The organism is uncultured Candidatus Puniceispirillum sp., from assembly GCF_963979125.1.
Lineage (GTDB): Bacteria > Pseudomonadota > Alphaproteobacteria > Puniceispirillales > Puniceispirillaceae > Puniceispirillum.
Window position 1 is genome coordinate 1 of record NZ_CAXBVX010000018.1, and the last position, 24,413, is coordinate 24,413.

Below are 24,413 nucleotides of genomic sequence, written 5' to 3' on the forward strand. Positions count from 1 at the left end.
ATCAGATTTGGCGTGCAGGGGGCGGCAAGTGGCCGCCCCTTGCGGATTTGAGCCTAGCGATAGCCAGCAGCTTCCATTGCGTCATTGGTCAAAGCCTGTGCTTTGGCCAGTGCGTCTGCAACACTCTGCTTGCCAGCATAGGCAGCGGAGAATTCCTGACTGACTTCGGTTGCGATTCCAGCAAATTCAGGAATAGCCGCAAACTGGATGCCAACATAAGGACTAGGATCTACGGTCGAGTTATTCGGATCAGCCGATAGAATCGAATCCAGTGTCATCTTGGCAAACGGGACATTCATGTAGTTTGCATTCTCATAAAGTGAGGTCCGCGCACCAGGTGGTACATTTGCCCAACCTTCTTTTGCAGCAACCAGTTCAATATAACCGTTTGAAGTGGCCCATTCGATGAACTGCTTGGCAGCATCTTCTTTTTGCGTGCCTGCCGGAATGGCCAAAGCCCATGCCCACAACCAGTTAGAGCGAACGCCCATTCCATTGTCAGGAGCCAAAGCGAAGCCAACTTTGTCAGCTACAGTTGAATCCTTTGGGTTGGTTACGAAAGATGCCGCAACAGTGGCGTCAATCCACATGCCACATTTGCCTTGTTGGAACAGAGACAGGTTTTCGTTAAAGCCGTTTGTGGCAAAGCCAGCAGGGCCAGCGTCGTTCATCATATTGACATAGAAGTTCAGTGTGTCTGACCATTCACGGGTATCGAACTGGGCATCCCAGTTTTCATCAAACCAGCGTGCGCCAAATGAATTTGACATTGCCGTAATGAAAGCACCGCCTTCACCCCAGCCTGCCTTGCCGCGCAAGCAGATACCATTGATGCCATTGGCACGATCAGTCATTTCACGCGCCGCTTTGGCAATGAACGACCATGATGGTGCTGAAGGCATCGACAAACCCGCTTTTTTTATCAGGTCGGTCCGGTACATGATCATTGAGCTTTCACCATAAAATGGTGCGGCATAGAGGGTGCCGTCATAGCTTAGGCCACCAGCCATAGCTGGCAGAATGTCACCGGCATTATATTCGGCACTCAGATCATCAAGAGGAACCAACCAGCCATTCTTGCCCCAGATTGGGGTTTCATACATGCCGATTGTCATGATGTCGAAAGCACCGCCTTTTGTGGTGATATCAGTTGTTACTCGCTGACGGAGCACGTTTTCTTCTAGTGTCACCCACTCAACAGAGTGGCCAGTCTTAGCCGTAAAGTCATCAGTTAGGCCTTGCATACGAATCATGTCACCATTGTTCACTGTAGCAATGGTGAGCGTGTCCGCATACGCAACGCCTGACGCCATCAGAGATGCCGCCGCCGCCGTACAAAGTAGTTGTTTCAATCGCATTGTCTTCCTCCTAGGTATATTACTCATAAAAAAAAGTGAACACCATAATATTTGCCCGCGTCAATATAAATTTAACGCGCGTAAATAAATGTTTTTCTGCAGAGGTGACGCAAAGTTGGTTTTTCTAGGCAGAGCCACGCATTATGAGGCGCGCGGCAAATAATCTTTCTTCACGATTATTTAGCTTTCCACCAGCGTCGATCAGTTGAAACAAAGTTTCTACAGCATGATCTGCCACCGATTCATAATCATGCGCCGCTGTGGTTAAAGACGGACAGGTAAAACGTGAATAAGGATGGTCATCATGAGATGCCACGCGAATGTCGCAGGTTTCGTCACGGCCAACAGTGACCCCTAATTCATGGCATGCAGATAGGAAACCGATTGCCAAACGATCATTACTGCAAAGCACGGTTTTGGTAGGAAGCATATTGTCGTGCAAAACCTTCAAAGCACCTTGGCGGCCGATTTCCTCAAAGCCCCACCCAGTTCCATCAATTTTGACAATATGCGGCTCAAGATTAAGCCGTCGCATCATTTCAAGATAAGCATGCCGTCGCTTATTGGCGTTTGGATTGGCCGGGTCTCGCATCTCAAAAAAACAGGGAACATTACCCGTTCTATTGAGATATTCGACAGTCTGGGACACAAAGCTGAAATTATCTGAACCAACAAAGGCGGCACCAACACCTTCAATATTACTATCAAATAATATGGTTGGCACGTCGCGGCAGAATTGCTCAATATATTTTCGGTCAGAGGCTCGACCCAAAGGTGCCAAAAGCACGCCAGCTGGTTTGAGCGATCGCAATGTATCAAGTATCGCATTTTCCAGCCCCTGCTCGCCATGTGAGGAATATAGGGATGGCGTGAATCCAGCGTCAATACAACGCCGTTCTAAGACCCGGGCAATCTCGGCAAAAAACGGATCAGCAAGATAAGGGACAACGATGCCAATATTCTTGGTCAGCCGTCGATTCTGATTCATCGCATAGATATTCGGACGATAATCATATTCCTTTAAAGCAGCTTCTATCTTGTCACGCGTTGATGATCTCACGCTGTCAGGGTCATTAAAATATTTAGAAATTGTGGGGCGGGAAATACCGCTTAATGTGGCAAACTCGTCCATATTTCTAATTTTTTGATGACGCATCACATTATTCCGTTTCAAAGAAGAGTCGCGGAGACACTTGACAAATATGCTACCCTTGACGCATCCAATATTAACGCGTGTAAAGTTTGACGCAAGTTAAGTTTATGCCTGCATATCAACTTTACATATGAAGATAAGAATTGGACACGAACGAAAAGGCGCAAATTACACGATGGTAATTGATATGAATCCACAAATCAGCGACATCAATCAAATAGTGTCAGACATTACAACCCAAGCATCAAATAAGTCATTGATGTCAGTGGCGATTTCTGGCGCCCCTGGCAGTGGCAAATCCACCCTCGCTGCGGAAGTGGCATCAAGGCTTGGTGCCTGCTGCTGTATCATTCCAATGGATGGATTTCATCTGGACAATACGACCCTGACGGCACGCGGCCTTTTGTCTGTTAAGGGCGCGCCTGAGACCTTTGACCTTGATGGATTTGCACATATTGTCGATGCGCTGAAAGATGGAACTGCAAAGCACTTCCCCACCTTTGACCGGAATCTGGATAGCGTTATCGAGGATGGCGGCACTGTGCCGGAGACACTTTCAATTTTGCTTTTTGAAGGCAATTACCTGTTATTTGATGAGCCCGGATGGTGTGATTTGGCGCAAAAATGGGACGCCAGTATCTGGCTTGATGTGTCAGAAACTATTCTGGAAGACCGCTTGATCAAACGATGGCTTGATCAGGGCATGCCATCTAATGAAGCCAAAGAACGCGCCCAGATGAATGATCTGGTTAATGCCAAACGCGTTTTACAAAGGGCATTGCCAGCAACATGGGTCATAGCTAATTAATGCGGCAAAGGTCAGATTTCCTGTCAGCCTGTGGCTAACTTGCAAAATGCCGCGCTAGCCAGACATGTATAATAGGGCAACCAAAGCCCGTTTTAGGAGTGTGAATATGATTGCTATTGGTGGTGAAAACCTTATCGATCTGGTCTCGGCTAAGCAGACAGATAATGAACAGCCGCACTATGTGGCTATGCCAGGTGGTAGCCCGTTTAATGTCGCCATGGCGGCTGGACGGCAGGGCTATGATGTGACCTATCTGTCGCCAATCTCATCAGACGCATTTGGTGATCTTTTGGCGACGCGACTTGTTGAGAGCCATGTAGCTATTGCTGCACCACGTGTACAACAACCCACATCACTTGCTATTGTTTCACTCGATTCTGATGGTGCGGCATCCTACAGCTTTCATCGCAACGGTACTGCCGAGCGTCAGGTGACGTGCGAAAAGCTGGCTAGCTATATGCCCCGGAAGACAGATATTTTCCATGTTGGTGGTTTGGCGCTGATAGATGGGGATGATGCTGATGCTTGGAAAATGCAGTTTCAGTTGTGCAAGAATTCTGGGATTCTCACATCACTCGATCCCAATGTACGGCCAGCACTTGTCAGTGACAGGTATCAGTATATGGCGCGCTTGAGTGCATTGATGAAAATTGCTGATATTGTGAAACTAAGCGATGAAGATTTAGAATGGTTGTATCCAGACCGGCCCTTGGAACAAGCGCTACGTGATTGCCGTGCTGATTGCAACGCAGCCTTGTTTATCCTAACCCTTGGTGCCAAGGGCGCACATGGTTTTGTGGACGCTGGTGACGTACATATACCATCAGCCAAAACAGATAGAATCATTGATACTGTTGGTGCTGGCGATACTTTTATGGCGACCATACTTAGCTGGGTTGTCGAAACGGACAAGATCAAGCCTCAAGCTCTCCGCAAAACTGATATGGCATCTCTGAAGACCGCCTTATCCGGCGCTGCAAAGGCCGCCGCAATGAATTGTGAGCAAAGCGGTTGCAACCCACCATGGCGGCACCAGCTTAATGAAGCAATGCCATCATAACGCGCTTTGCCTTGAGCCCTAACGATTGACCTCATATGAATGATCACAGGCCAGGAAAACCATAGGCCAGGAAAACCATAGGCCAGACGAACCGCAGGCCTCGATCCGCCAACCAATTAAATAAACTGGCGGTCTGGGCACCAAGGCGCATGGTTCTTGGAACGTGGCATTAGGTAGAATTTTCAGAATTTACATACTTGGCTTTCACAAATGTTCTTGTTATGTTCTTTTTCTGTTAGTTATTTTAGTTTGTTCAGTAACATGTATCTATTACCGGTTCCCATCTCTATTCCGTTTGTTTCAGCCGGTTTTCCAAGTCCTGCTGAGGATTACATCGACAGTACTCTGGATCTGAATGCGCATCTGATTGAAAATCCGGCCGCCACATTTTTTCTGCGCGTTGCGGGCGATTCAATGACAGGTGCTGGTATTTATTCAGGTGATCTGTTGTTAGTCGATCGTAGTTTAACGCCAAAAGTAAATGATATTGTGATTGCGACAATTCACAATGAATTCACGGTAAAGCGTTTGGGGCGCCATAAAGACGGGTGGTTTTTACAATCTGAAAATCCTGATTATCCTTGTCTGGACATGCCTGAAGACAGTCATATCTGGGGTGTTGTTAAATATAATATCCGGTCGTTGAAATAATGTTCGCGCTTATTGATTGTAATAATTTTTATTGTTCCTGCGAACGGGTTTTTCAGCCTGCTTTGGAAGGCAAGCCCTTAATCGTGCTGTCTAATAATGATGGCTGCGTCATTGCCCGCTCGAATGAAGCCAAAGAGATCGGCGTGCTGATGGGCGACGTATATTTCAAGCATAAGGACAGGTTTCATCAGCAGGGGATATTAATCCGGTCAAGCAACTATACGCTTTATGGCGATATGAGCCACCGTGTCATGAGCATATTATCGACGTTCTCGCCCAATGCTGAAATATATTCCATTGATGAATGTTTTCTGGATTTGTCTGGGTTTCCCCCTCATGACCTGATCGCTTATGCGCATGAAATTTGCCGTATTGTTAAACAATGGACAGGCATTCCCGTGTCTGTGGGCATAGGCCAAACAAAGACAATTGCGAAGCTGGCAAACCGTATCGCAAAAAAGAACAGAATAATGCGCGGTGTATATTTTATAGATAATGCCAGTCGGTTAGATGACGCGCTACAGAATACAGCGATTAGCGACATATGGGGCATAGGTAGGCGTTTGGCAAAAATGTTAACATCCCAAGGCATTCAGACAGCGGCAAGTTTTTCACGTCTTCAAGATGGCTGGATTCGCAAAAATATGGGGGTAACAGGCCTGCGAACAGCCCTTGAGCTACGCGGTACGATATGCCTGCCTTTGGAAACATGTCAACAAGACAAGCAAAGTATTTGTGTTTCGCGTAGCTTTGGCAAAACCATCACTGACTATGATGCGCTTCATGATGTTATATCGACATTTGTCACCATGGCGGCTACAAAATTGCGTAAAGCAAAGATGGTTGCTGGCGGACTCAGCGTTTTTATGCGCACCAATTCGTTTCAGCAAGACCAGCCGCAATACGCAAATGCGCAGACGATTGGTATGATACCAGCCACAAATAATACGCAGGATATTCATAAGGTAGCCCAGCAAATATTGAAAAAAATATACCAGCCTGGCTATCATTATAAAAAGGCTGGTATTTTGTTGCTGGAACTTTGTCGGGCAGAAGATAGTCCGCAAATGCTGTTTGACACACCACATATGCGTGACAGCAAATTGATTGAAAGCTTAGATGTTATTAATCAGAAATTTGGTGTTGGAAGCATTCAATATGCTCAGGTTAAACGATCTAGAGGTTGGTATGCGCCACAAAAATACCGATCGCCACATTTTACAACAAGCTGGGCAGATATACCGCGAGCATATGCATCAGATAATTTTTTTCAGCCGAATGAAACATATCTGCATGATGATGATCGGCATGATTCAAACGCCACAGATATGGAACGCTGAAATTTGACATTAAACCTTGGATGACTTAGTTTCGACTACACGTCGTAAATAGGATAAATCGTGCCCGTTAAAAAATTATCTTCTAATATCCTGTCAGATGGCATTATTGATAGCACTCTAGGTGGCAGAATTTTTAAATGCCGCGAACAAGCTGGAATAAGCTTAACTATGCTGGCACATCTTGTTGGCGTTAATCCTTCGACGCTTGCATCATGGGAAAATGATAGTAGCGAACCCAGAGTCAATAAACTTGTATCCATGGCTGGTATATTGGGTGTCAGCCCGACCTATTTCATTGCCGAAGAAGGCCATAGTGGAAATGCGGAAAAACCGTCTAGAGGCCGGACTGGTAAATTAATATCAAATCTAAAATCTGAAATAAGCGAAATAAATGAACAGCAAAAAATGCTGGCCAAGAGATTGAAAAAAATCAATCTGCTTATTCAAAAGCTCTAGATCAAAACACCTATTATATGACGCATGGATAGGCAACCGGCATGTTCGTTAGTGCCAATCATGCACGTAAGGCTAGCGAAGAGAAGCCGCGTGAACAGGGTTTGTTGGTCTGACAAGCATCAGGCTGGCAAATAGCAAAGCGCTGGCCATAGCAAAAATAATCATCACAGATATGAAGGCATGTTCGCTAAAAGCCAGCAAAAAACCGCCTATACTAGGACCAATTGCCAAGCCAACAACCCGCGGTGTGCCGATCCATCCTTTGGCGCGGCCATAAACATCAGCGCCAAAATAAAGATTTGTGACAAAGCCAAAAGAGACGGTCAAAATGCCGTGCCCCATGCCAAATAATGCCATGGCCACTATCGCTAGAGGCAATGTGCCAGCCAACAAGGATACCAATGAAAGAGGTATTAAAAGGCCCGCAATAAGACCCGTGATACGGGCATCTATGTGATGACCAAATTTCATCTCAACAAGCCTGCCCACAACCTGAAACGGACCATAGATGCTGGCCAGAATGACAGCAAGAAACGCATCGTCAAATTGCAACTGGAACCAGTTAACCCATAATAATGTTGTTGCCGAAAATAGAAAATATTCAAAGCCACCTGCGCTGGCGAGAATGATAATGGCGCGCTTTTCGGATATGTTTAGCAAGCTCCAGCGGAAAGGTATGCTTGGCGGGGTGCTTGGTTCTGTCGGATTATAGCGCCCCTGTTTTTGTCGTGAAATCAGCCAGCTGAATCCCAACAGTATGAAAGCCAGAACCAAGCATGCATAAAACAGCCCCAGCATGTTTGATAACGGATAGATAGATATCCAGGTGAGGGTGCTGGCGACGCCCCCATAAAACGATATTATGGAAATATTTCTGCGCGAATTGATCTCGTCAAACTGCACCGCCGCACTGAAAGCAACTTCATAGGTGGACATGGCAAGGCCAATACCGATCAAGACAAAGCAGAAGCCAAGCCAGTAAAAGTTGGTCAGAAAATCGAATTCCAGTGCGCCCAGTCCAAAGAACCCAACAGCACCAAGTAAAAACCCTATCTTCAGGACGTTCAGCGCGCCAAATTTGTCAGACCAACTACCCACCAGCGGTGTCAATAATGCCTGCGTTACAATGGCCAGACTTAAAATGGTCATGACCACGGCTTCTGAGGTGTTTAGTAGGTTTGCGATATGCGTTTTAAGCGGCGCAAAAGCATAGAATAAAGCACCATAGGCGACGATCTGGCTTATGCCAAGCATATGCACGGGCACTTTATGCGACGAGGTGGTGGCGTTTTGATAATATGACACAGTTTTACATGCCTAGAAACGAAATTAGCAATAAAGCATACAACAGTTTATTAGTAATATTCTGGAAAATGCAACAAAGGGCTTAGTTGGTGTCATATATGTTGCAAAGGCGTTTACTTCATATACGAATTTTAGCGCAGAATTCATTCCGCTTGCTATATAATGTCGGCATCGGTTCAGGACATGAAATCGAAGGTAACAGAGCGGCTGGACAGATTTATCAACGTAGTAGGAAGCAGAAAAGGATATCTATATAATGGACTATATATTCACCCCAGCACCACAAGTTAGCCTGCCTATAAGGGGAACAGATGCCCAGTTTCCAGTGCGTCGAATCTATTGTATTGGTCGTAATTATGCGGATCATGCGATTGAGATGGGGCATGATCCGGATCGGGAAGCGCCCTTCTTTTTCCAGAAAAATGCTCAGAATATTGATGTCAGTGGTGAATTTCCCTATCCACCGCAAACAAGTGATGTGCATCATGAAATTGAACTGGTGGTCGCGCTGAAAAGTGGCGGGGCGAACATAAGTGAAACTGACGCAATGCAACATGTATATGGATATGCAGTTGCGCTCGATATGACGCGTCGTGATTTGCAAGGTGAAGCAAAGAAGACAGGTCGGCCATGGGAGATTGGCAAGGCTTTTGAACGTTCTGCCCCGATGAGTGCGTTAGTCCCTGCCGTTGATACTGGATATCTGGATGCAGGGCGCATATCGCTCAGCATTAATGGTGATATACGTCAGGAAGGCGATTTGAATCAGATGATATGGAAGGTGCCAGAAATGATTTCCTATCTGTCACGCTTTTACGACATTGCGGCTGGTGATTTGATTATGTCTGGTACGCCTGCGGGTGTTGGTCCCGTTGAAAAAGGCGATATTCTGACAGGTGACATTGATGGACTTGACACCTTAGTGACAACAGTTGTCTGAGGTGACCAAAGTGAATGCGCAATGATAATGAAAAGGGAAAACAGGTATGACTGATTCTCTTATGGCGTCTTTGCTACCGTCACTTGATCCGTATATCATTGGAACGATAATCGCCATTTTTCTGGTATCGGGGATCGTCAAAGGGTTTCTGGGGCTTGGGTTGCCAGCGGCGGCAATGGCACTTTTGACTTTGATAATGGAGCCGACTGAAGCCATCGCATTGCTTACATTGCCGATCGTTGTCACGAATTTTTATCAATTCGCACGATCAGAAGATCGTTTGCAAACAGCCCGACGTTATAAAATCTTTGCACTAGCTACCATTGTCAGCATCTTTGTAACCGCATGGCATATCACTGCTTTTCCGACAGATGTTCTGACTATTGTAATAGGTGTGGCGATGATTACTTTTGCAGCACAGTCATTGTTTGGATTGTCATTTAGCATTGGGCCTGGCATTAGCTGGCAGGTGGCTGCTGGGACTATATCAGGGATTCTTGGTGGGTTGAGCTCAATCTGGTCACCTCCAGTGGCGATGTATTTAATAGCGCGTAAAACACCTAAAGAGGCGTTTATTGCGGCGACAGGTTTCCTGTTTCTTGCGGGTAGTTTTCCGCTTGCTTTGGGTTTGTTCATGTCAGGTGTGCTGACAATGGTTGCTGTCATAAAATCACTTATGGGGCTTGGGGCGACGCTGATCGGATTCCGGATTGGCGAAATGCTACGCGCGCATATTTCACAAGATGCTTTTCGTAAAGCTGTATTGATAGCGTTTCTGATTATGGGCGCACGCCTAGTTGTGAATGGGATAGTCTAGTCATTCTTTCGCCTAAACTTATCTGTGAACAGCTTTTACAACGTGCCAGCTATATTGTTTTATGATAATGTAATCGCGTTAATAACCGTTACCCTATATATTTAGAAAGTGTATCGTGATGCCAACAATTACCAGCGACATGTTGAATAATATCCGTGATAAATTTGCCCAGGTTGATCATTGCCCAGTGCAAGGCGCGCGCGTGTTTTTTGAAAATGCTGGTGGTGCGCTTACGTTGAATTCTGTCGTCGAAAGCGCGCAAAAATATGCTGCTATTCCTGATAATCAGGGACGCGATAATCCCGGGTCGCATGAACTGGTACGTGTCATTAACAAAGCCAAGGATGATATGCGGGCAATGATGAATGCCTCAACTGGACAGTTTTTTGTTGGCGAGAGTGGCACCGAACTTTTATTCCGTCTGATTATGAACGCCTGTTTGGGTGTTGCGCCTGATGGAATCGTTCTGGGGTCAACAGTTGAGCATCCAGCGACGCGAAGTGCCTGTGGTCGCTGGTCAAAAATAAGTAATAATAAGCATGTTCTGATTCCGCATAATGATGAAAAAGGTCTGGTGACTGCCACAGATTATGCAAACTTTGTCACCAAAGATACGCGTGTGGCGACCATTCTTCATACATCACCTGTGACAGGAATGGGCATGGATGTCAGTGCCATTTCGGCCGCCATTCGCGCTGTATCACCGGATTGCTTTATCATAGTCGATGGGATTCAGCATGCAGCGCATGGCATGATTGATATCGATAAGTACGACGTTGATGGCTATGTCATATCACCCTATAAAATGTTTTCACGGCATGGCTATGGCCTAGCCTGGATTTCAGATAGGCTGACAGCGCTGCCGCATGATTCACTGTCCGGAGGACCAGAGGATAACTGGGAAATGGGTACCCGTGATACGGGAGCCTATGCAGCGCTTTCAGAAGTTGCTGATTATCTGGAATGGTTAGGTGGTCAGGTTTCAAGCGATGCAGATCGCCGGGGTAAATTTGTTGCGGCTGGACAAGCCATACATGCACATGAGGCAACGCTGACGGATGCCATGATTCATGGCACCGGCAATTTGCCCGGGCTTGCCGATATGGAAAAGGTGCATATTATCGGCGGTGTCGAAAATGCTGCGCGAGAAGGGCTTGTGTCTGTCTATGTCGATGGGATTGCGTCGGCAGATGTGGTCAGTAGCCTTAACGAGCAGGGCATTCGCACGCATCTGCGTAAAGCCGATCATTATTCAGGTAATATACTTGATCCGCTTGGGCTGGATGGTTGTGTGCGTGTATCCATGTGCCATTACAATAGCGTGCATGAAGTTGCACAATTCCTGACAGTGATGAAAGATATTTCGGCATAGGCGATGTTACGCCCATGCCGAGAGATTGGATTGGTGTTGCTAAATCCCTTTTGGGGATTGCTATATCAGCCGCCGAGGAACAGTCTGCCTACGTCTGGATTTTCAAGCAATTTATTGCCTTCATCAGCGATCGCGGTCTCACCAGACACAAGGACATAGCCAATATCGGCAAAGGCCAGACCTTTCTTTGCGTTCTGTTCAACCATGATGATGGTTTTGCCATCTTTGCGCTGTAAATCTTCAAGGATTTCAAACACCATATCGATAAAGCGCGGTTCCAGACCAATTGAAGGCTCATCAACCAGTAATACTTTGGGTTGCATGACCAATGCTCTGGATATTTCAAGAAGACGACGTTCACCACCTGACAGAACGCCCGCAGGCTTATTACGGCGTTCAGCAAGACGGCTATATTTATCAAACACCATTTCGGCGGCGGCCTTTGCCTCGACAGGCTTGTCTTTCAGAAACCCACCCATAAGTAGATTTTCTTCAACAGTCATTTGCGGAAAGACGGATTTATCCTGCAAGATATAGGCAATGCCAGCATCGGATAATTTTTGCGAAGGCGTAAGGCGTGTGACATCTGTGTCGCCAACCGTGATTGAGCCTGAGAAAATATTGGTGAAGCCAAAGATCGAATGCAAAACAGTTGATTTGCCAGCGCCGTTAGGCCCAATCAGGCAAAGTGACTGCCCCTGACCAATCCGCAGATTGAAGTCATGCAGAATTTCCATTTTACCATAACCAGCACGCAGGTTATTGATGCTGAGAAATGAGTTATTGTCTGCAAGGGTTTCAAGCGCACCAATCTTTGGTGCTGATGCCGATATTGACGCAGCTTCCTTGGCAATTTGATCGACTGACATGACGACATCGACACCACCAGACCCATAGCCGCTAACACCTTTGCCAGACTTTGCGCTGGCTTTCTTGGCAGTAGCTGCTTTTTTAGGTGCAGCTGTCTTTTTGGCAGTGGCTTTTTTTGAACTAGCCTTTTTTGTAGTTTTCTTTTCGGTACGCTGGGCCATCAGTGACCTCCCAAATATGCATCAATCACGCGTTGATCGTTTTGTAGTTCAGATGGCTTGCCTTCGGCCAGCATCTGGCCGTTCGACAGGCAATAGATATGTGAGGCAAGATTCATAATGACGCGCATATTATGCTCAATTACGCATAAGGTAATGCCAAGTTCTTCATTGGCACGGCGTAATCTGTCGATCAAACCGTTGATCAAGGTTGGGTTGATACCAGCTGTCGGTTCATCAAGCAGAAGCGCCTTTGGCTCATTCATCAAGGCCATTGCCAGTTCCAGCAGTTTTTGCTGGCCAAATGATAAATCGCCTGAAATCAGATTGCGCTTTGAATAGAGACCGACAAATTCCAGAAGATGTTCGGCACGTTCGCGGATTTCGCCTTTGCGGCTGGCAAAGACAGACACTTTGGAATCTGGACGATGCGAGACTGAAATCTGCATATTATCCACGCAGTCCATTTTATTGTAAATGCGGGTCTGCTGAAACGTCCGCAACATGCCAAGTCGTGCAATATCACCAACGCGCAATTTCGAAATTTCATCACCATCAAATGAGATCGATCCAGTATCAATCGGGTGGTAACCCACTATCGAATTGAACAAGGTTGTTTTGCCACATCCGTTAGGCCCGATGATGCCGGTGATTGAACCACGCTCAACTTTCATGGTTATATCCACGTTGGCTTTTACGCCGCCATAGGATTTGGACACATTTTTTACCTCAATAATCGGATCGCTCATTTGGCGTCTCCTTCACTCTTGGCGTCAGCCTGTGTGCCTGATGGATCAACCACTATGCCGAATCGTTCTGGGAACTTGTCCTGCAACCAGCCCATTATACCTTGCTGGAAATAAACAATATTGATGATCAATATTAATCCCAGTGCAATCCATTGCAGATTCAAAAGATAGGTCCATGTAGTTTCCTTGACGACATGGAAAAGGATAGCACCCAGTACAGGTCCCCATAATGTCCCTTTGCCACCCAGCAAAACCATAGCCACCATAAAAATACCAAAAGTTGGAATTGGATAAGCAACTTCTTTATCGATAAAGCCTGCCATGTTTCCAGCAACAGCACCAATACAGCCCATGAAGAAGGCGGCTATGCCCCAACCGATTCTTTTGTAGATGAGGGTCGGGATGCCCATAGCTTCGGCTTTGTCTTCGTCATCGCGAATGGCATTAATAGCCAGACCGAATTGGGTCGAATAAAGCCAGCGCAAGAGAAAGTGAGCCGCGACGGCAAACAGGAAACAAAGTATGTAGAAGAAGGTTGATCTGAATTCAATATCGCCAGGGAATAACGGCATTGAAATACCCGACGCGCCACCAACATAATCGACGGTGATCGTGATTTCGGCCGCGGCAATGGCAAGACCAAGTGAACCAATAGCAAAATATGGTCCACGTAGCCCAAACATGAATGAACTGAAAATGATCGAAAGAATCAATGCAACCAGACCGGCGCATATAATTCCAAGATACAGGCCAAGAAAATATTCATTATCGGTGAATTCTGGTTTGATTGAGCCCATCGCAGATGTGTATTCGCCCATACCACCTTCATAGAATATGGAAATCTGGACAATCGCCGATACATACATGCCCACCCCAAAAAAGGTGATGTTGCCTAGCGAATTATAGCCCATCTGACCACCAAGTGTGTCCCAGGTAGATGCCATCAGCACCATCATCCATAAATAGGCGATAGACAATGTGTAATCTGGAAACAGAATGGGGCCAAAAATCCCCAGAACCCCAAGTGCTCCATAGGTTATCAGGTTATTAGATTTGATCATTTTACTACCTGTCTATTTCTTCGCATTGAGATTTGACGCCAGATAAGGACGAGAAGCAGAATGCTTACTGGGGCCGCCACTTCATAAGCGGTACCCATAATCATTCCGGTGTATTTTTCGAAAAGACCAATGCCAAAACCAGCACTGATCACACCTGGCAGATTACCAAGCCCGGCGGCCGTAACGATGGCAAAGGTGCGCACCGAATAGGTGATGCCGTAGAATGGCTGGATGACCCAGATAATGGAAACCAGAACACCTGCCGCCCCACAAAGCGCCGCATTAAAAGCAAAGGTGAAAGCATATACGCGGTCGGTATCGATACCAAGAACGCGTGCCGCTCTTGCGTCTTGCGCTGTGGCACGAATGGCTTGACCTGTGCGTGATTTTTTCATGAATAAAATAACAGTGACTGCGATAATAGCGGCCATAATCAATGAAATAATTTTGGATGATGGAATTGTGACCATACCATCGAAGGCTTCATAGACAGGAAGCTCCATATCGATTGTCTGAACTTCTGGACCAAAAATGAGATTCATGACCTGTTGCATAAGAAGTGACAAACCAAAGGTTGCCAACAAAGACACGAACATGTCTTGGTCAATAATACGGCGTATCATCACGACATAGACAACCCAGCCATAAATAAACATGGTCACGATAACGATTGCCATTGTCAGCGCCAAATGAACGTTAGCACTCGTTAAGGCAAGCGCCATATATCCGCCCATAATGACAAAGTCGCCCTGTGCCAGATTTTTGATATTCATGACGCCCCATACCAACGCCAAACCATAAGCACTAAGGGCGAAGACGGCGCCAACAAAGATACCTTCCAAGATGATTTGGATGTTGATCACTGGCGCCCAAACAAACAGTAATTGCAGATTGTCTAGCATAAATTGCTCCGGGATGAGTGACTGCAGAAAAGGGAAGAAAGACCAGCTTTCTTCCCTTTCTTATTTTTTAGTATTTAACGTTCCGTGGGAACGTCATGTCATCGAACTTCTCTACAAGAGAGTAGCTGCTGTCGGCACCAATCTGGCGCATAAACATAGGCTTGGCGATGTTGTTACCATTTTCCGAGAATTTGATGTCACCATAGAATGTTTCCATTTCAACGGCGGCAATAGCGTCTCTGACGGTGTCTTTGTCAAAGCTATTTGCAGCTTCAAATGCCTCTTTCCAGACGTAAACTGCGGCAGAAGCCTGAGCAGACTGGTATGGTACAGACGTGTATGAAGGATAGGCAGTTTTGAAGCCTGTGTTCCACTCAGCAGCTGAACCGAACATCGGATCAGACTTTGACAAGGTTTCAACCCACTGTGTTGGGCATAAGAAGCCTGTCGACGCATTCGGGAATTTTTCATGAACCTTTGCAGCTTCACAATGTGTCATAGCAATCATCGGCACATTGACTTTCATTTCGTCAATCTGACGTGCTGCGGTTGCGGCACCTTTTGAGTGACCAGATACGATCAGAATGTCTGGCTTAAGCGCTTTGGTCTTAGTCAATGTTGTTGACATGTCGGACAAGTCGGCTGGCAGCTGATCATCAATGACGATTTTCATGCCATATTCATTGATCTTATCAAGAACACCGGCGCGAACATCCATTGAGAATGGATCGCCTTCAAACGCCAAAGCTACACGAATGCTTTTTGGGTCACTGGTGCTAGCAGCGGCCATATCGATCGCTGTGGCAAGATATTGTTCTGACGTTGACAGCACCGCAAAGAGATACTTGTAACCTTGCGTAAAGAGTGAACGTGATGCACCTTCAGCCTCAACCATAGGAACGCCAAACTTTTCTGAAACGGGGGCAATCGCCTTGACCATGCCAGAGCTGTATGGCCCAAGCATATAATCAACGCCGTCCTGCTGGATTAGACGCTCGGCAAGCTGAGCACCACGCGCTGGTGTGGATTCGTCATCGTAATATTTCACGGCAAGCTTATAGCTTTTGCCACCAACCTTTACACCGCCAGCGGCGTTAATCACATCAACAGCATAGTCGTAACCGCGCTGTGTGTGCAGACCGTTTGTTGCATATTTACCGGTAAGTGAAATAGACGAGCCAAGGATAATGGTATCGCCTTCTACCTTTGCCGTTGCGGTGCCTGTTACACCGACTGTAAGCATTGCGCCTAGCGCAATTGTTAGTAGTTCTTTTTTCATTTCAATCCTCCCAGATTTTTATGAAGTTTTTTAACATCAGAAATGTGAACGAATAGTTAACACTGTCTATTAATGGATAGCGACTGTCCATAAGAATCTATTCTATATTATCTTGTGAGGCGAATCTATAATAGGGTATTCGCGAATATTGATGGGCGTATGAAAGTCAAATTTGTGATGTTCAGAGTTCTGTAAGAAAGCTATTCAGGCACCACGCCAATAATTTGCTGGTCATAATCAATCGTTGCGCCTGTGATGATCCCTGAATCCGGGCTGAGTAAATAGGCAATGAGCGGAGCCAGTTGTGCTGGTTTGGCCAATTGTCCCAATGGCATGGTGGCTTCCGCCTTTTCAACCCAGTCATCACCTGCGCCATGAAAGTGTTTCTGGATTTCAGCTTCAGCAGGCGTATCCATCCAGCCAGGTGCCACCGCATTAACACGTATTTTGTTTGCACGTAGCGCATTAGCGGTATTCTTTGTCAATGTCAGCAAGCCGCCTTTTGAGGTTGAATAAGCTGTTAAAAAACTTTGACCGACATGTGCCGAAGTGGACAATATGTTGACCATACTTCCAGCGGCCTGCTTGGCTAAAAGATGCCGTGTCAGTCCCTGCATCAAAAGAAACGGCCCTCTTAGATTCGTGTTCATATGGTGATCCCATAGATCCAGATCCGTATCAACAAGGCTTCCCCGCGATGTCGTCGCGGCAGAATTGACCAAGCTGTTTAGTCCATCAAAATGCGTGATGGCCGTATTTATCAAATGCTGTGCCTGAGTCGCATCGGAAATGTCAGCCTGAATATAATGGCATGTGGCGCCAAGGGCAGTGATCTCTGCTTTGGCGCGCGCGCCCTTTTCCGGCGTGCGTCCCGACAGAATGATTTCACGACATCCGTTTTCGGCTAAATTTCGAGCAATCGCCAGGCCTAGCCCCTGTGTGCCTCCTGAAATTAAGACAGAGTTTTGTGCGTTATCAATTTTCATGGCGGTCTCGATTATCTATTAGTAGTGTTTTCATGGAGTTTAAATACTTGCCGATCCATATGTCAGTCTAACGGGATATGATGCAAGTGAAATGATACGCTTTACATGGGCTGTGATTATAGCTTGCTAAGGCATGTGCCAAGAAAGCCTGTGTTAGGGTGTTCTATATGATGTTTGTGTTTGGTGATGTACATCTATCTGTTAGAGTCTGAAGCGGTCAGCTCGTTTTGTTCAGACATTTTGAAAAGAGGCCATTTCATGAATGATGTGACGATCTACCATAATCCCAGATGCAGTAAATCGCGCCAGACGCTTGCCATGATTCGCGATAAGGGAATCGAGCCCACAATTATTTTATATCTCGAAGATGTGCCAAATTCTGACAAAATCAAAGAATTGCTGTCAAAGCTTGGCCTTGCTGCGGGGGATATATTGCGCACAGGTGAAGCCGATTACAAAGCGCATATGGCATCAGCGGCTACGCTTGATGATGATGCCATTATTGCGCTTATGACTCGCTATCCGAAATTTATTGAAAGACCGATTGTTACCTGTGGAGACAAGGCTGTTATAGGCCGCCCGCCCGAAACGGTGCTGACATTGTTTTAATAAGGTCAGGAATAATATAGGTCAGGAATTTGGCCTGTTATAAGGTCTTGCTAGCTTTATGTTGCGTGAGTTTTTCCCGGTAGAATGTATAGTAACTACCTGCGATGATGATCGTCGTGCCAATCCATGTCCAGTGATCCGGAAGCTGGCCAAAAACAAGAAATCCGTACATCGTGCCCCAGATGATAAGGCTGTATTGAACAGGTGCCAGCACCACCGCTTGCGTGATTTCCAGCGCTTTGATGACAAATATTTCCGACATAGCTGCAAAAAACGCGATTGAGCCAAAAAGTAGTAGGTGTAAAGGCTCAACGGGCCAATGCCAGAAAAAGGGAATCAACAAGGTTAACCAGAAGCTGCCTGCAAGTGCGGTATAGGCCAAGGTTGTTGATGTGTTATCGGTTGTGCTGAGATAGCGAGACAAAATTTGTCGTGCGGCAAATAATGAGGCGGCGATAAAAACAAAGAAGATCGCTGGGTGCACCGTACCAAAACCTGGACTGATAACAATAAGTGTGCCAATGAAACCAATAACCACAGCGCCCCAGCGATGAATGCCAACACGTTCCTTTAGCCATATAGCGCCCAGAATGGTGACAATAAACGGTGCAATAAAACCAACCGCCATAGCGTCAACAAGTGGAACAAAGCTGATGGCCATGACAAAGCACAGGGGGGATATGGCAGCAAAGGTGCCGCGCAGAATCTGCAATCTTTTGTGATCGGTTCTTAAAATATGCATGCCGCGCATGAGCAATAAAACAATGACGCCAACGAGCAATCCGACCTGTCGAACCCATACGATTTGAACCGGGTGATAGATTTCAGTGAGAAATTTTGCCTGTGTATCTACCGTGGCGAACAGAAACATGCCGATAGCCATAAAGACCAACCCTTTGGCCATTTGTTGTGGCTTGGCATGAAATGGTGCTTTTATGGGATGAACTGAAATAGCACTGTTTCCTTGTGATGGGTAGGTTAGTATGATCGCGACGTGATGCGCAAGCCGTGCCAGACTGATTATGAAATTTGATCGTAGCTTTTACGCGTTCCTATTAGTGGCCTATTTGTAGCTGGCGTCAATGATGATGCGCGACCATTTGGGTATGGCCATTTGTGTATAGCAATGCGCTCGAAAGACAGGGTGCAGGATTTGCTTTCATGGGCATTGCCTAAATATCAAGGAAAATAGAATAAAATACCATTAAACCATGAGCAAATAAAATATATGTCTATTCATATGGTTAAATTCTTTAATTTCTCGAAAATAATTCTATTTAGATCATAGGAATAAATTTAGTGCAGGTCGGGTGAGGCCTGTAAAACATATTTAGCTGGCCACATGTAAGATGTGGCTATTGATGGAGATAGTTCTATGCGCGTAACGGCAAAACAATTTGTTGCAAAGATGCTTTTGGCGGTTGCTTTTATTCTGGCACCTTTCGCTGCTTTTGCGACACCATTGGTGTCGGCTGAGTGGCTGTCACAGCGACTTAACGATGACAATCTTGTGGTTATTGATCTGCGGAACAAGATTGATAATGGTAGCTATGAAACCTTTCTTGACGGTCATATTCCGGGCGCGATTCATTCAAACTATCTAACGGATGGCTGGCGTGTAGGTCGGGATGGAGTTGTTGGTTTGCTTCCCAAGGCAGAGCAGTTTGAAAGCCTAGCCAGACAGCTAGGGGTGTCGGCGTCATCGCATGTTGTGATTGTACCAGCTGGTGTCTCATCAACCGATTTTGGCAGTTCAGCGCGTGGCTATTGGACGTTCAAAGTATTTGGTCATGAGAATGTATCGATTCTTGATGGTGGCTTTGCCGGATGGCAGATGGCGTATCCTGACCAGATTGAAGCGGGGCCGTTTGTAGCCCCTGATGCGGGTGATTTTGTTGCCCAGTTTCAGCCAGATATTTACATCGGTACCGAGGGTGTTGCCAATTATGTCAATAATTCTGGTGACGCGGTTCTTGTTGATGGACGAAATGCAAGCCAGTTTTATGCCGAAGCCAAGCATCCCAAGGCCACTAAGGCAGGCCGTATTCCATCTGCGATCCTGATGTCACAAGCGCATGCTTATGCGGAGGATAGCAACCGCCTGAAAAGCAAAGATGAGTTGGAAAAGATTTATGTCGATCTGGACGACAAAACTATCGTTAGCTATTGCAATACCGGTCATTGGGCAGCGACAAACTGGTTTGTGATGTCAGAAGTTCTTGGTCTTGATAATGTCCGGCTCTATGATGGTTCGATGGTCGAATGGACAGCAAATAGTGATTTGCCACTTGATACATCGGCCATGTCAAATATGGATAAGTTAAAAAAATTGATGGGCGATTTGCTGGGATAAGCATGCCAAGGTCAACTAGTTGAAGTGGAATGGTGATGCGTAAATCCATGCCTGAACAAAATACAGTCCCGACGTCGCATGAGGTCGGGTCTTTTTTTCGCCAAAGCGAGACATCATTATTTGCCATTATCCTGATATGTGGCGGCTTATTAGCTGGTTTGGCCTTTCTTGATAGTGGCCAGCATGGCCTGAGTCTGGTGGGGTTAGGCGTTGCACTTGGAATCACCTTTATGGGGTTTCAATATGGCTTTGCATCTGGCTGGCGCCGGTTTTTGCAAACTGGCGATGGCAGTGCGGTCAGCATGCATTTCATTTTGGCAGCTTTATGTGCGCTGGTCTTTATTCCGGTAACGGCATCAGGCCTTGGCCCAAGCGGATCATTGGCACCTGTTTCCGTGTCGCTGTTTGTTGGCGCGTTCATATTTGGTGTTGGTATGCAACTGGCCAACGGATGTGGCTCTGGTGTTTTGTTCAGTTTTGGAGGTGGTTCTGGCCGGATGATTGTGGCCTTGCCATTTTTTGTGATGGGATCAGTTATCGGTTCGGTTATTCTGCCAACATTTCTGACATTTGGGTCACTTGATCCGATCGAGATAGGTGCCAGCCTTGATTTATCGGGTAAGCTGGGACTGAATTTACTGCTTTTGCTTGGCGCGGCAGGTTTGTTTTTCTGGCTTGGGCGCCGACAAGGCTTCGGACTGACAAAGCGCATGCTGGGCGCGACAATTCTGATTGCGGTTTTATGTTGGGCTGTATTTATGGTGTCACGGCATCCATGGGGTGTGACCTTTGGCTTTACGTTATGGGGTGCCAAAATAGCCAACCTTATCGGTTTGCCAATTGAACAGACTACATTCTGGAACTGGCCAGGGCCGCAACGCGCGCTAACGCATTCGGTACTGTCAGACACAAGCAGTCTGATGGATTTTGCCATGATTGTAGGGGCTGGTCTTTGGGCGTCGCTGTCAGGCGCTTTCGGCAAGGCTGACTGGCCAGATGGGGCGCAGCTTTTTGCCGCGGCTATTGGTGGGCTTTTGATGGGGATTGGTGCGCGGCTTGGCTTTGGATGTAACATTGGTGCATTTCTGGCAGGTACAGCATCAGGTAGCATGCATGGCTGGATATGGTTTGTGATGGCGATGGCGGGTAGTGTGCTAGGTATCCGGCTTCGGGCACGATTTGGCTTTTAGGGCAGTATGATGAACAGAACAGCATCACATTTTTTTACACCGAAACGTGTGTATGTGTTTTTACTTTGTGCGCTTTTTGCTCTGGCTATTGCAGATCACATGATGAGTCCGGTTTTGTCCGATATTAGCGCTCCAAGTGATTTGGGCAATGCCTGCGCGCCATGCGGGGCACCATGCAAGGCTTCCTGAGCAAAAACGGCTATTTATCCAGGGCTTAAATTTTTGACCTCAACGGCATGATGGCTGAGTGCATTAACTTTATATATGAATGTCTTGCCTTATCACTGGCGCTTTGATTACATATGCTAATGGACGAAAAAACAATATTATCTTCTACATATGACAATCTGCCTTTAACAAGTACGCATTGGGGTACCTATAGAGTTGAGGCGGTTGATGGCAAGGTCACGGCGCTTCATCCGTTTGGCGCGGATAGTGATCCGTCACCTATTGGCACGGGTATTGTTGATGTGTTGGACTCGCCAGCGCGGATCAAAATGCCAATGGTACGCAAAAGCTGGTTGGAACATGGCCCCGGTGTCGCGACTGATAAGCGAGGCCAAGAGCCCTTTGTTCAGGTCTCATGGGATGAGGCTGAGACGCTTGTTGCCAGCGAGCTTAGCCGTGTAAAAACTGATTTTGGTAACAAGGCAATTTTCGGGGGGTCTTATGGCTGGGCAAGTGCTGGACGCTTTCACCATGCGCAAAGCCAACTTCACCGATTTCTGAATTGTATCGGCGGCTATACGCGGTCGGTCAATACCTATAGCTATGCGGCGGCCGAAGTGATTCTACCGCATGTGCTGGGTAACTTTGGCGGTATGATGTATGGCCAGACAAGCCTAGAGTCAGTCGCTAATTCGACTGAATTATTTGTCAGCTTTGGTGGATTTCCAGCGCGTAATTGCCAGATTGCCAGTGGCGGTACAGGCGATCACAGTCAGGTTGGCCTTATGCAAAAAGCCCGACAAAGAGGCGCTGAATTTATTTCGGTGTCACCGATACGTTCGGATATGCTTGAGCGGGTTGATGCCGAATGGCTAGCGGCGCGCCCCGGAAGTGACACCGCAATTTTATTGGCGCTGGCGCATTGTTTGTTGGCTGAAAATTTACATGATACTGATTTTCTGGCGCGCTATAGCAGTGGCTTTGACGCTTTTGCTGCCTACGTGACTGGACAAAGTGACGGTGTGCCCAAGTCAGCTGAATGGGCAGCGTCATTGTCTGATATTCCAGCTGCAACCATACGAACGCTGGCACGGCGGATGGCATCATCTCGCACGATGTTGTCGGTAAGCTGGTCGTTGACGCGTCAAGATCATGGTGAACAACCTTACTGGGCAGCGATCACCCTTGCAACCATGCTTGGTCAGATTGGTTTGCCAGGCGGTGGTGTTGGGTTTGGCTATGGTGCGACAAATTCGGTTGGTATGCAGCGCCAGATGCTGAATTTTGCCGCATTGCCGCAAGGCAAGAACGCAGTTGATGATTTTATCCCTGTAGCCCGAATTTCGGATATGCTTTTAAATCCGGAAACCGATTTTGTTTATGATGGTGGTCGTTATACCTATCCTGATATCCGGCTTGTTTATTGGGCTGGAGGTAATCCATTTCATCATCATCAAGATCTGCAACGGCTTGTTAGCGCGTGGCAGAAACCCGAAACGGTTATCGTGCATGAATGGTGCTGGAATACGCTGGCAAAACATGCCGATATAATATTGCCCTGTACAACACATCTTGAACGCCCTGACATTATGCTTAATCCACGTGATCCCTTTATTGTCATGATGGAACAGGTGGTGCCACCAGTTGGCGAAGCGCGAAATGATTATGATATTTTTGCCAATATCGCCCGGCATATGAAGGTTGAAGATTCCTTTACCGAGGGACGCGACATGCATGCCTGGCAAGAATGGATGTATGAAACATCGCGTGACATGGCGGCTGAAAAAGGCGTGGCCTTGCCCGATCTGGATAGTTTGAAACAAAAGGGCTGGGTAAAGATTGATGTGCCAGACAAGCCACATATTATGATTGAAGACTTTATTGATGATCCAGTTGTCAATCCGCTGAATACAGCAAGCGGCAAAATCGAAATCGTTTCGCAGACGATTGCCAATTTTGATGATGATATGAATTGTTCACCGCATGCGATATGGCGCGAACCAAGTGAATGGCTTGGCAATGCGGATGATAAATTTTCGCTTCATCTGATTTCCAATCAGCCACAAACCAAATTGCATTCGCAACTTGATCACGGCAGTCATAGCCGTGCGGGTAAAATCAATCAGCGAGAACCAGTGACAATGCATCCCGATGATGCCGCGGCGCGTGGGTTGCATGATGGCGATCTGGTTCAGGTTTTCAATGACCGGGGTATTTGCCTAGGTGTTCTGGTGGTGAGTGATGATGTACGACCCGATGTAGTGCAGATGGCAACAGGTGCGTGGCTGGATCCGATGATGACCGCAGATGGCAAGCTATTATGCAAGCATGGCAACCCGAATGTTCTGACGCATGACCTAGGCACGTCAAAAATGACGCAAGGCCCTGCGGCCTTGTCATGCCTTGTCGAGGTGACAAAATATAACGATGCGCCGCCATCTATGACAGCTTTTGACCCGCCGGAGATTATAACGCGCTAGGCCACGCTGTTAGTTTTTTTGTGGTTTCAGGCTGGTGCCTAAAACAGTTTTGGCATCCATTTTTCTATCAAGTCTTCGGGCAAGAGTTTCGGATGATTGCATGGTAGCATCGCGTTCCTGTTCATAGCAGGACAGGCATAATTCGATGGCGCGTCCTGACGCGGTTGTAACGCGAGCCGTTGGTATTGTTTCGTCAAAATCAGGATGCGGGTTTTTGGTGCGTCCACAAAAATCACAAAGAGCATCAGGTTTGCCATAGCCAAAGCGGGGGGTGGATGCGTGTGATGAGGTCATTAAAGTGCACTAAGGTTGTGATGATGACATGCGGCTAGTGCGAACCACGTGAAA

23 protein-coding genes are annotated in these 24,413 nt (G+C 46.8%); 12 read left to right on the forward strand and 11 right to left on the reverse strand.

What is annotated here, in order from left to right; genetic code table 11:
- Nucleotides 1-53 precede the first annotated feature (53 nt).
- Together ABNT28_RS03380 and ABNT28_RS03385 are read right to left on the reverse strand one after the other, a co-directional pair.
- A complete protein-coding gene (locus ABNT28_RS03380; protein ID WP_332924671.1) occupies nucleotides 54-1,358 on the reverse strand; it encodes a sugar ABC transporter substrate-binding protein in 1,305 nt (434 codons plus the stop codon).
- 124 nt (nucleotides 1,359-1,482) lie between these two features.
- Nucleotides 1,483-2,514, reverse strand: a complete 1,032-nt coding sequence (locus tag ABNT28_RS03385; RefSeq protein ID WP_348721009.1) for a LacI family DNA-binding transcriptional regulator — start codon at nucleotides 2,512-2,514, stop codon at nucleotides 1,483-1,485.
- A gap of 172 nt (nucleotides 2,515-2,686) precedes the next feature.
- Here ABNT28_RS03385 and ABNT28_RS03390 point away from each other — a divergent pair, with 172 nt between their 5' ends.
- The 5 genes from ABNT28_RS03390 (at nucleotide 2,687) to ABNT28_RS03410 (ending at nucleotide 6,826) form a co-directional block, all read left to right on the forward strand.
- The gene (locus ABNT28_RS03390) at nucleotides 2,687-3,319 is read left to right on the forward strand and encodes a nucleoside/nucleotide kinase family protein (protein WP_332924673.1); all 633 of its coding nucleotides are present in this window, start codon (nucleotides 2,687-2,689) and stop codon (nucleotides 3,317-3,319) included.
- 106 nt (nucleotides 3,320-3,425) lie between these two features.
- Nucleotides 3,426-4,379: a carbohydrate kinase gene (locus ABNT28_RS03395; RefSeq protein ID WP_332924674.1), complete on the forward strand. Its 954-nt coding sequence runs from the start codon at nucleotides 3,426-3,428 to the stop codon at nucleotides 4,377-4,379.
- Nucleotides 4,380-4,640: 261 nt separating this feature from the next.
- Nucleotides 4,641-5,030 carry a translesion error-prone DNA polymerase V autoproteolytic subunit gene (gene umuD, locus ABNT28_RS03400; RefSeq protein ID WP_332924675.1) on the forward strand — a complete coding sequence of 130 codons (390 nt, stop codon included), beginning with the start codon at nucleotides 4,641-4,643 and terminating at the stop codon, nucleotides 5,028-5,030.
- A complete protein-coding gene (locus ABNT28_RS03405; protein WP_332924676.1) occupies nucleotides 5,030-6,370 on the forward strand; it encodes a Y-family DNA polymerase in 1,341 nt (446 codons plus the stop codon). Before umuD ends, ABNT28_RS03405 begins: the two co-directional genes overlap by 1 nt.
- A gap of 60 nt (nucleotides 6,371-6,430) precedes the next feature.
- On the forward strand, nucleotides 6,431-6,826 hold the full coding sequence (locus ABNT28_RS03410) for a helix-turn-helix transcriptional regulator (protein WP_332924677.1): 396 nt from the start codon (nucleotides 6,431-6,433) through the stop codon (nucleotides 6,824-6,826).
- Between the two features lie 72 nt (nucleotides 6,827-6,898).
- Here ABNT28_RS03410 and ABNT28_RS03415 read toward each other — a convergent pair whose 3' ends face one another.
- Nucleotides 6,899-8,131 carry an MFS transporter gene (locus ABNT28_RS03415; RefSeq protein WP_332924678.1) on the reverse strand — a complete coding sequence of 411 codons (1,233 nt, stop codon included), beginning with the start codon at nucleotides 8,129-8,131 and terminating at the stop codon, nucleotides 6,899-6,901.
- A 253-nt stretch (nucleotides 8,132-8,384) separates the two neighbouring features.
- On the opposite strand from ABNT28_RS03415, the gene ABNT28_RS03420 reads away from it, so the two are divergent.
- The 3 genes from ABNT28_RS03420 (at nucleotide 8,385) to ABNT28_RS03430 (ending at nucleotide 11,260) form a co-directional block, all read left to right on the forward strand.
- Nucleotides 8,385-9,071 carry a fumarylacetoacetate hydrolase family protein gene (locus ABNT28_RS03420; RefSeq protein ID WP_332924693.1) on the forward strand — a complete coding sequence of 229 codons (687 nt, stop codon included), beginning with the start codon at nucleotides 8,385-8,387 and terminating at the stop codon, nucleotides 9,069-9,071.
- A gap of 46 nt (nucleotides 9,072-9,117) precedes the next feature.
- Nucleotides 9,118-9,888 (forward strand): sulfite exporter TauE/SafE family protein, encoded by a 771-nt coding sequence (locus ABNT28_RS03425; RefSeq protein ID WP_332924679.1) that lies wholly within the window; start codon nucleotides 9,118-9,120, stop codon nucleotides 9,886-9,888.
- A gap of 118 nt (nucleotides 9,889-10,006) precedes the next feature.
- Nucleotides 10,007-11,260 (forward strand): aminotransferase class V-fold PLP-dependent enzyme, encoded by a 1,254-nt coding sequence (locus tag ABNT28_RS03430; protein WP_332924680.1) that lies wholly within the window; start codon nucleotides 10,007-10,009, stop codon nucleotides 11,258-11,260.
- Nucleotides 11,261-11,325: 65 nt separating this feature from the next.
- On the opposite strand, the gene ABNT28_RS03435 is transcribed toward ABNT28_RS03430, so the two are convergent.
- The 6 genes from ABNT28_RS03435 to ABNT28_RS03460 form a co-directional block, all read right to left on the reverse strand.
- Entirely contained in the window at nucleotides 11,326-12,291 is a 966-nt protein-coding gene (locus tag ABNT28_RS03435) for an ABC transporter ATP-binding protein (protein WP_348721010.1), read from the reverse strand.
- Complete coding sequence (locus ABNT28_RS03440) at nucleotides 12,291-13,037, reverse strand: ABC transporter ATP-binding protein (protein ID WP_332924682.1); 747 nt, start codon at nucleotides 13,035-13,037, stop codon at nucleotides 12,291-12,293. Before ABNT28_RS03440 ends, ABNT28_RS03435 begins: the two co-directional genes overlap by 1 nt.
- A complete protein-coding gene (locus ABNT28_RS03445) occupies nucleotides 13,034-14,098 on the reverse strand; it encodes a branched-chain amino acid ABC transporter permease (protein ID WP_332924683.1) in 1,065 nt (354 codons plus the stop codon). Before ABNT28_RS03445 ends, ABNT28_RS03440 begins: the two co-directional genes overlap by 4 nt.
- Nucleotides 14,095-15,000 (reverse strand): branched-chain amino acid ABC transporter permease, encoded by a 906-nt coding sequence (locus tag ABNT28_RS03450; RefSeq protein WP_332924684.1) that lies wholly within the window; start codon nucleotides 14,998-15,000, stop codon nucleotides 14,095-14,097. The genes ABNT28_RS03445 and ABNT28_RS03450 overlap by 4 nt, the downstream gene beginning before the upstream one ends.
- Nucleotides 15,001-15,067: 67 nt before the next feature.
- Complete coding sequence (locus tag ABNT28_RS03455) at nucleotides 15,068-16,279, reverse strand: amino acid ABC transporter substrate-binding protein (RefSeq protein WP_332924685.1); 1,212 nt, start codon at nucleotides 16,277-16,279, stop codon at nucleotides 15,068-15,070.
- 200 nt (nucleotides 16,280-16,479) lie between these two features.
- Nucleotides 16,480-17,265, reverse strand: coding sequence for an SDR family oxidoreductase (locus ABNT28_RS03460; RefSeq protein WP_332924686.1), 786 nt, complete (start codon nucleotides 17,263-17,265; stop codon nucleotides 16,480-16,482).
- A 258-nt stretch (nucleotides 17,266-17,523) separates the two neighbouring features.
- Here ABNT28_RS03460 and arsC point away from each other — a divergent pair, with 258 nt between their 5' ends.
- Nucleotides 17,524-17,874, forward strand: coding sequence for an arsenate reductase (glutaredoxin) (arsC, locus tag ABNT28_RS03465; RefSeq protein ID WP_332924687.1), 351 nt, complete (start codon nucleotides 17,524-17,526; stop codon nucleotides 17,872-17,874).
- Nucleotides 17,875-17,911: 37 nt separating this feature from the next.
- On the opposite strand, the gene ABNT28_RS03470 is transcribed toward arsC, so the two are convergent.
- The gene (locus ABNT28_RS03470) at nucleotides 17,912-18,778 is read right to left on the reverse strand and encodes a DMT family transporter (RefSeq protein WP_348721011.1); all 867 of its coding nucleotides are present in this window, start codon (nucleotides 18,776-18,778) and stop codon (nucleotides 17,912-17,914) included.
- A gap of 471 nt (nucleotides 18,779-19,249) precedes the next feature.
- Here ABNT28_RS03470 and ABNT28_RS03475 point away from each other — a divergent pair, with 471 nt between their 5' ends.
- The 3 genes from ABNT28_RS03475 (at nucleotide 19,250) to ABNT28_RS03485 (ending at nucleotide 24,065) form a co-directional block, all read left to right on the forward strand.
- Nucleotides 19,250-20,227, forward strand: a complete 978-nt coding sequence (locus ABNT28_RS03475) for a sulfurtransferase (protein ID WP_332924689.1) — start codon at nucleotides 19,250-19,252, stop codon at nucleotides 20,225-20,227.
- Nucleotides 20,228-20,262: 35 nt separating this feature from the next.
- The gene (locus ABNT28_RS03480) at nucleotides 20,263-21,417 is read left to right on the forward strand and encodes a YeeE/YedE family protein (RefSeq protein WP_348721012.1); all 1,155 of its coding nucleotides are present in this window, start codon (nucleotides 20,263-20,265) and stop codon (nucleotides 21,415-21,417) included.
- Nucleotides 21,418-21,725: 308 nt separating this feature from the next.
- Nucleotides 21,726-24,065 (forward strand): molybdopterin-dependent oxidoreductase, encoded by a 2,340-nt coding sequence (locus tag ABNT28_RS03485; protein ID WP_348721013.1) that lies wholly within the window; start codon nucleotides 21,726-21,728, stop codon nucleotides 24,063-24,065.
- Between the two features lie 9 nt (nucleotides 24,066-24,074).
- On the opposite strand, the gene ABNT28_RS03490 is transcribed toward ABNT28_RS03485, so the two are convergent.
- Complete coding sequence (locus tag ABNT28_RS03490) at nucleotides 24,075-24,359, reverse strand: hypothetical protein (protein ID WP_348721014.1); 285 nt, start codon at nucleotides 24,357-24,359, stop codon at nucleotides 24,075-24,077.
- Nucleotides 24,360-24,413 lie beyond the last annotated feature (54 nt).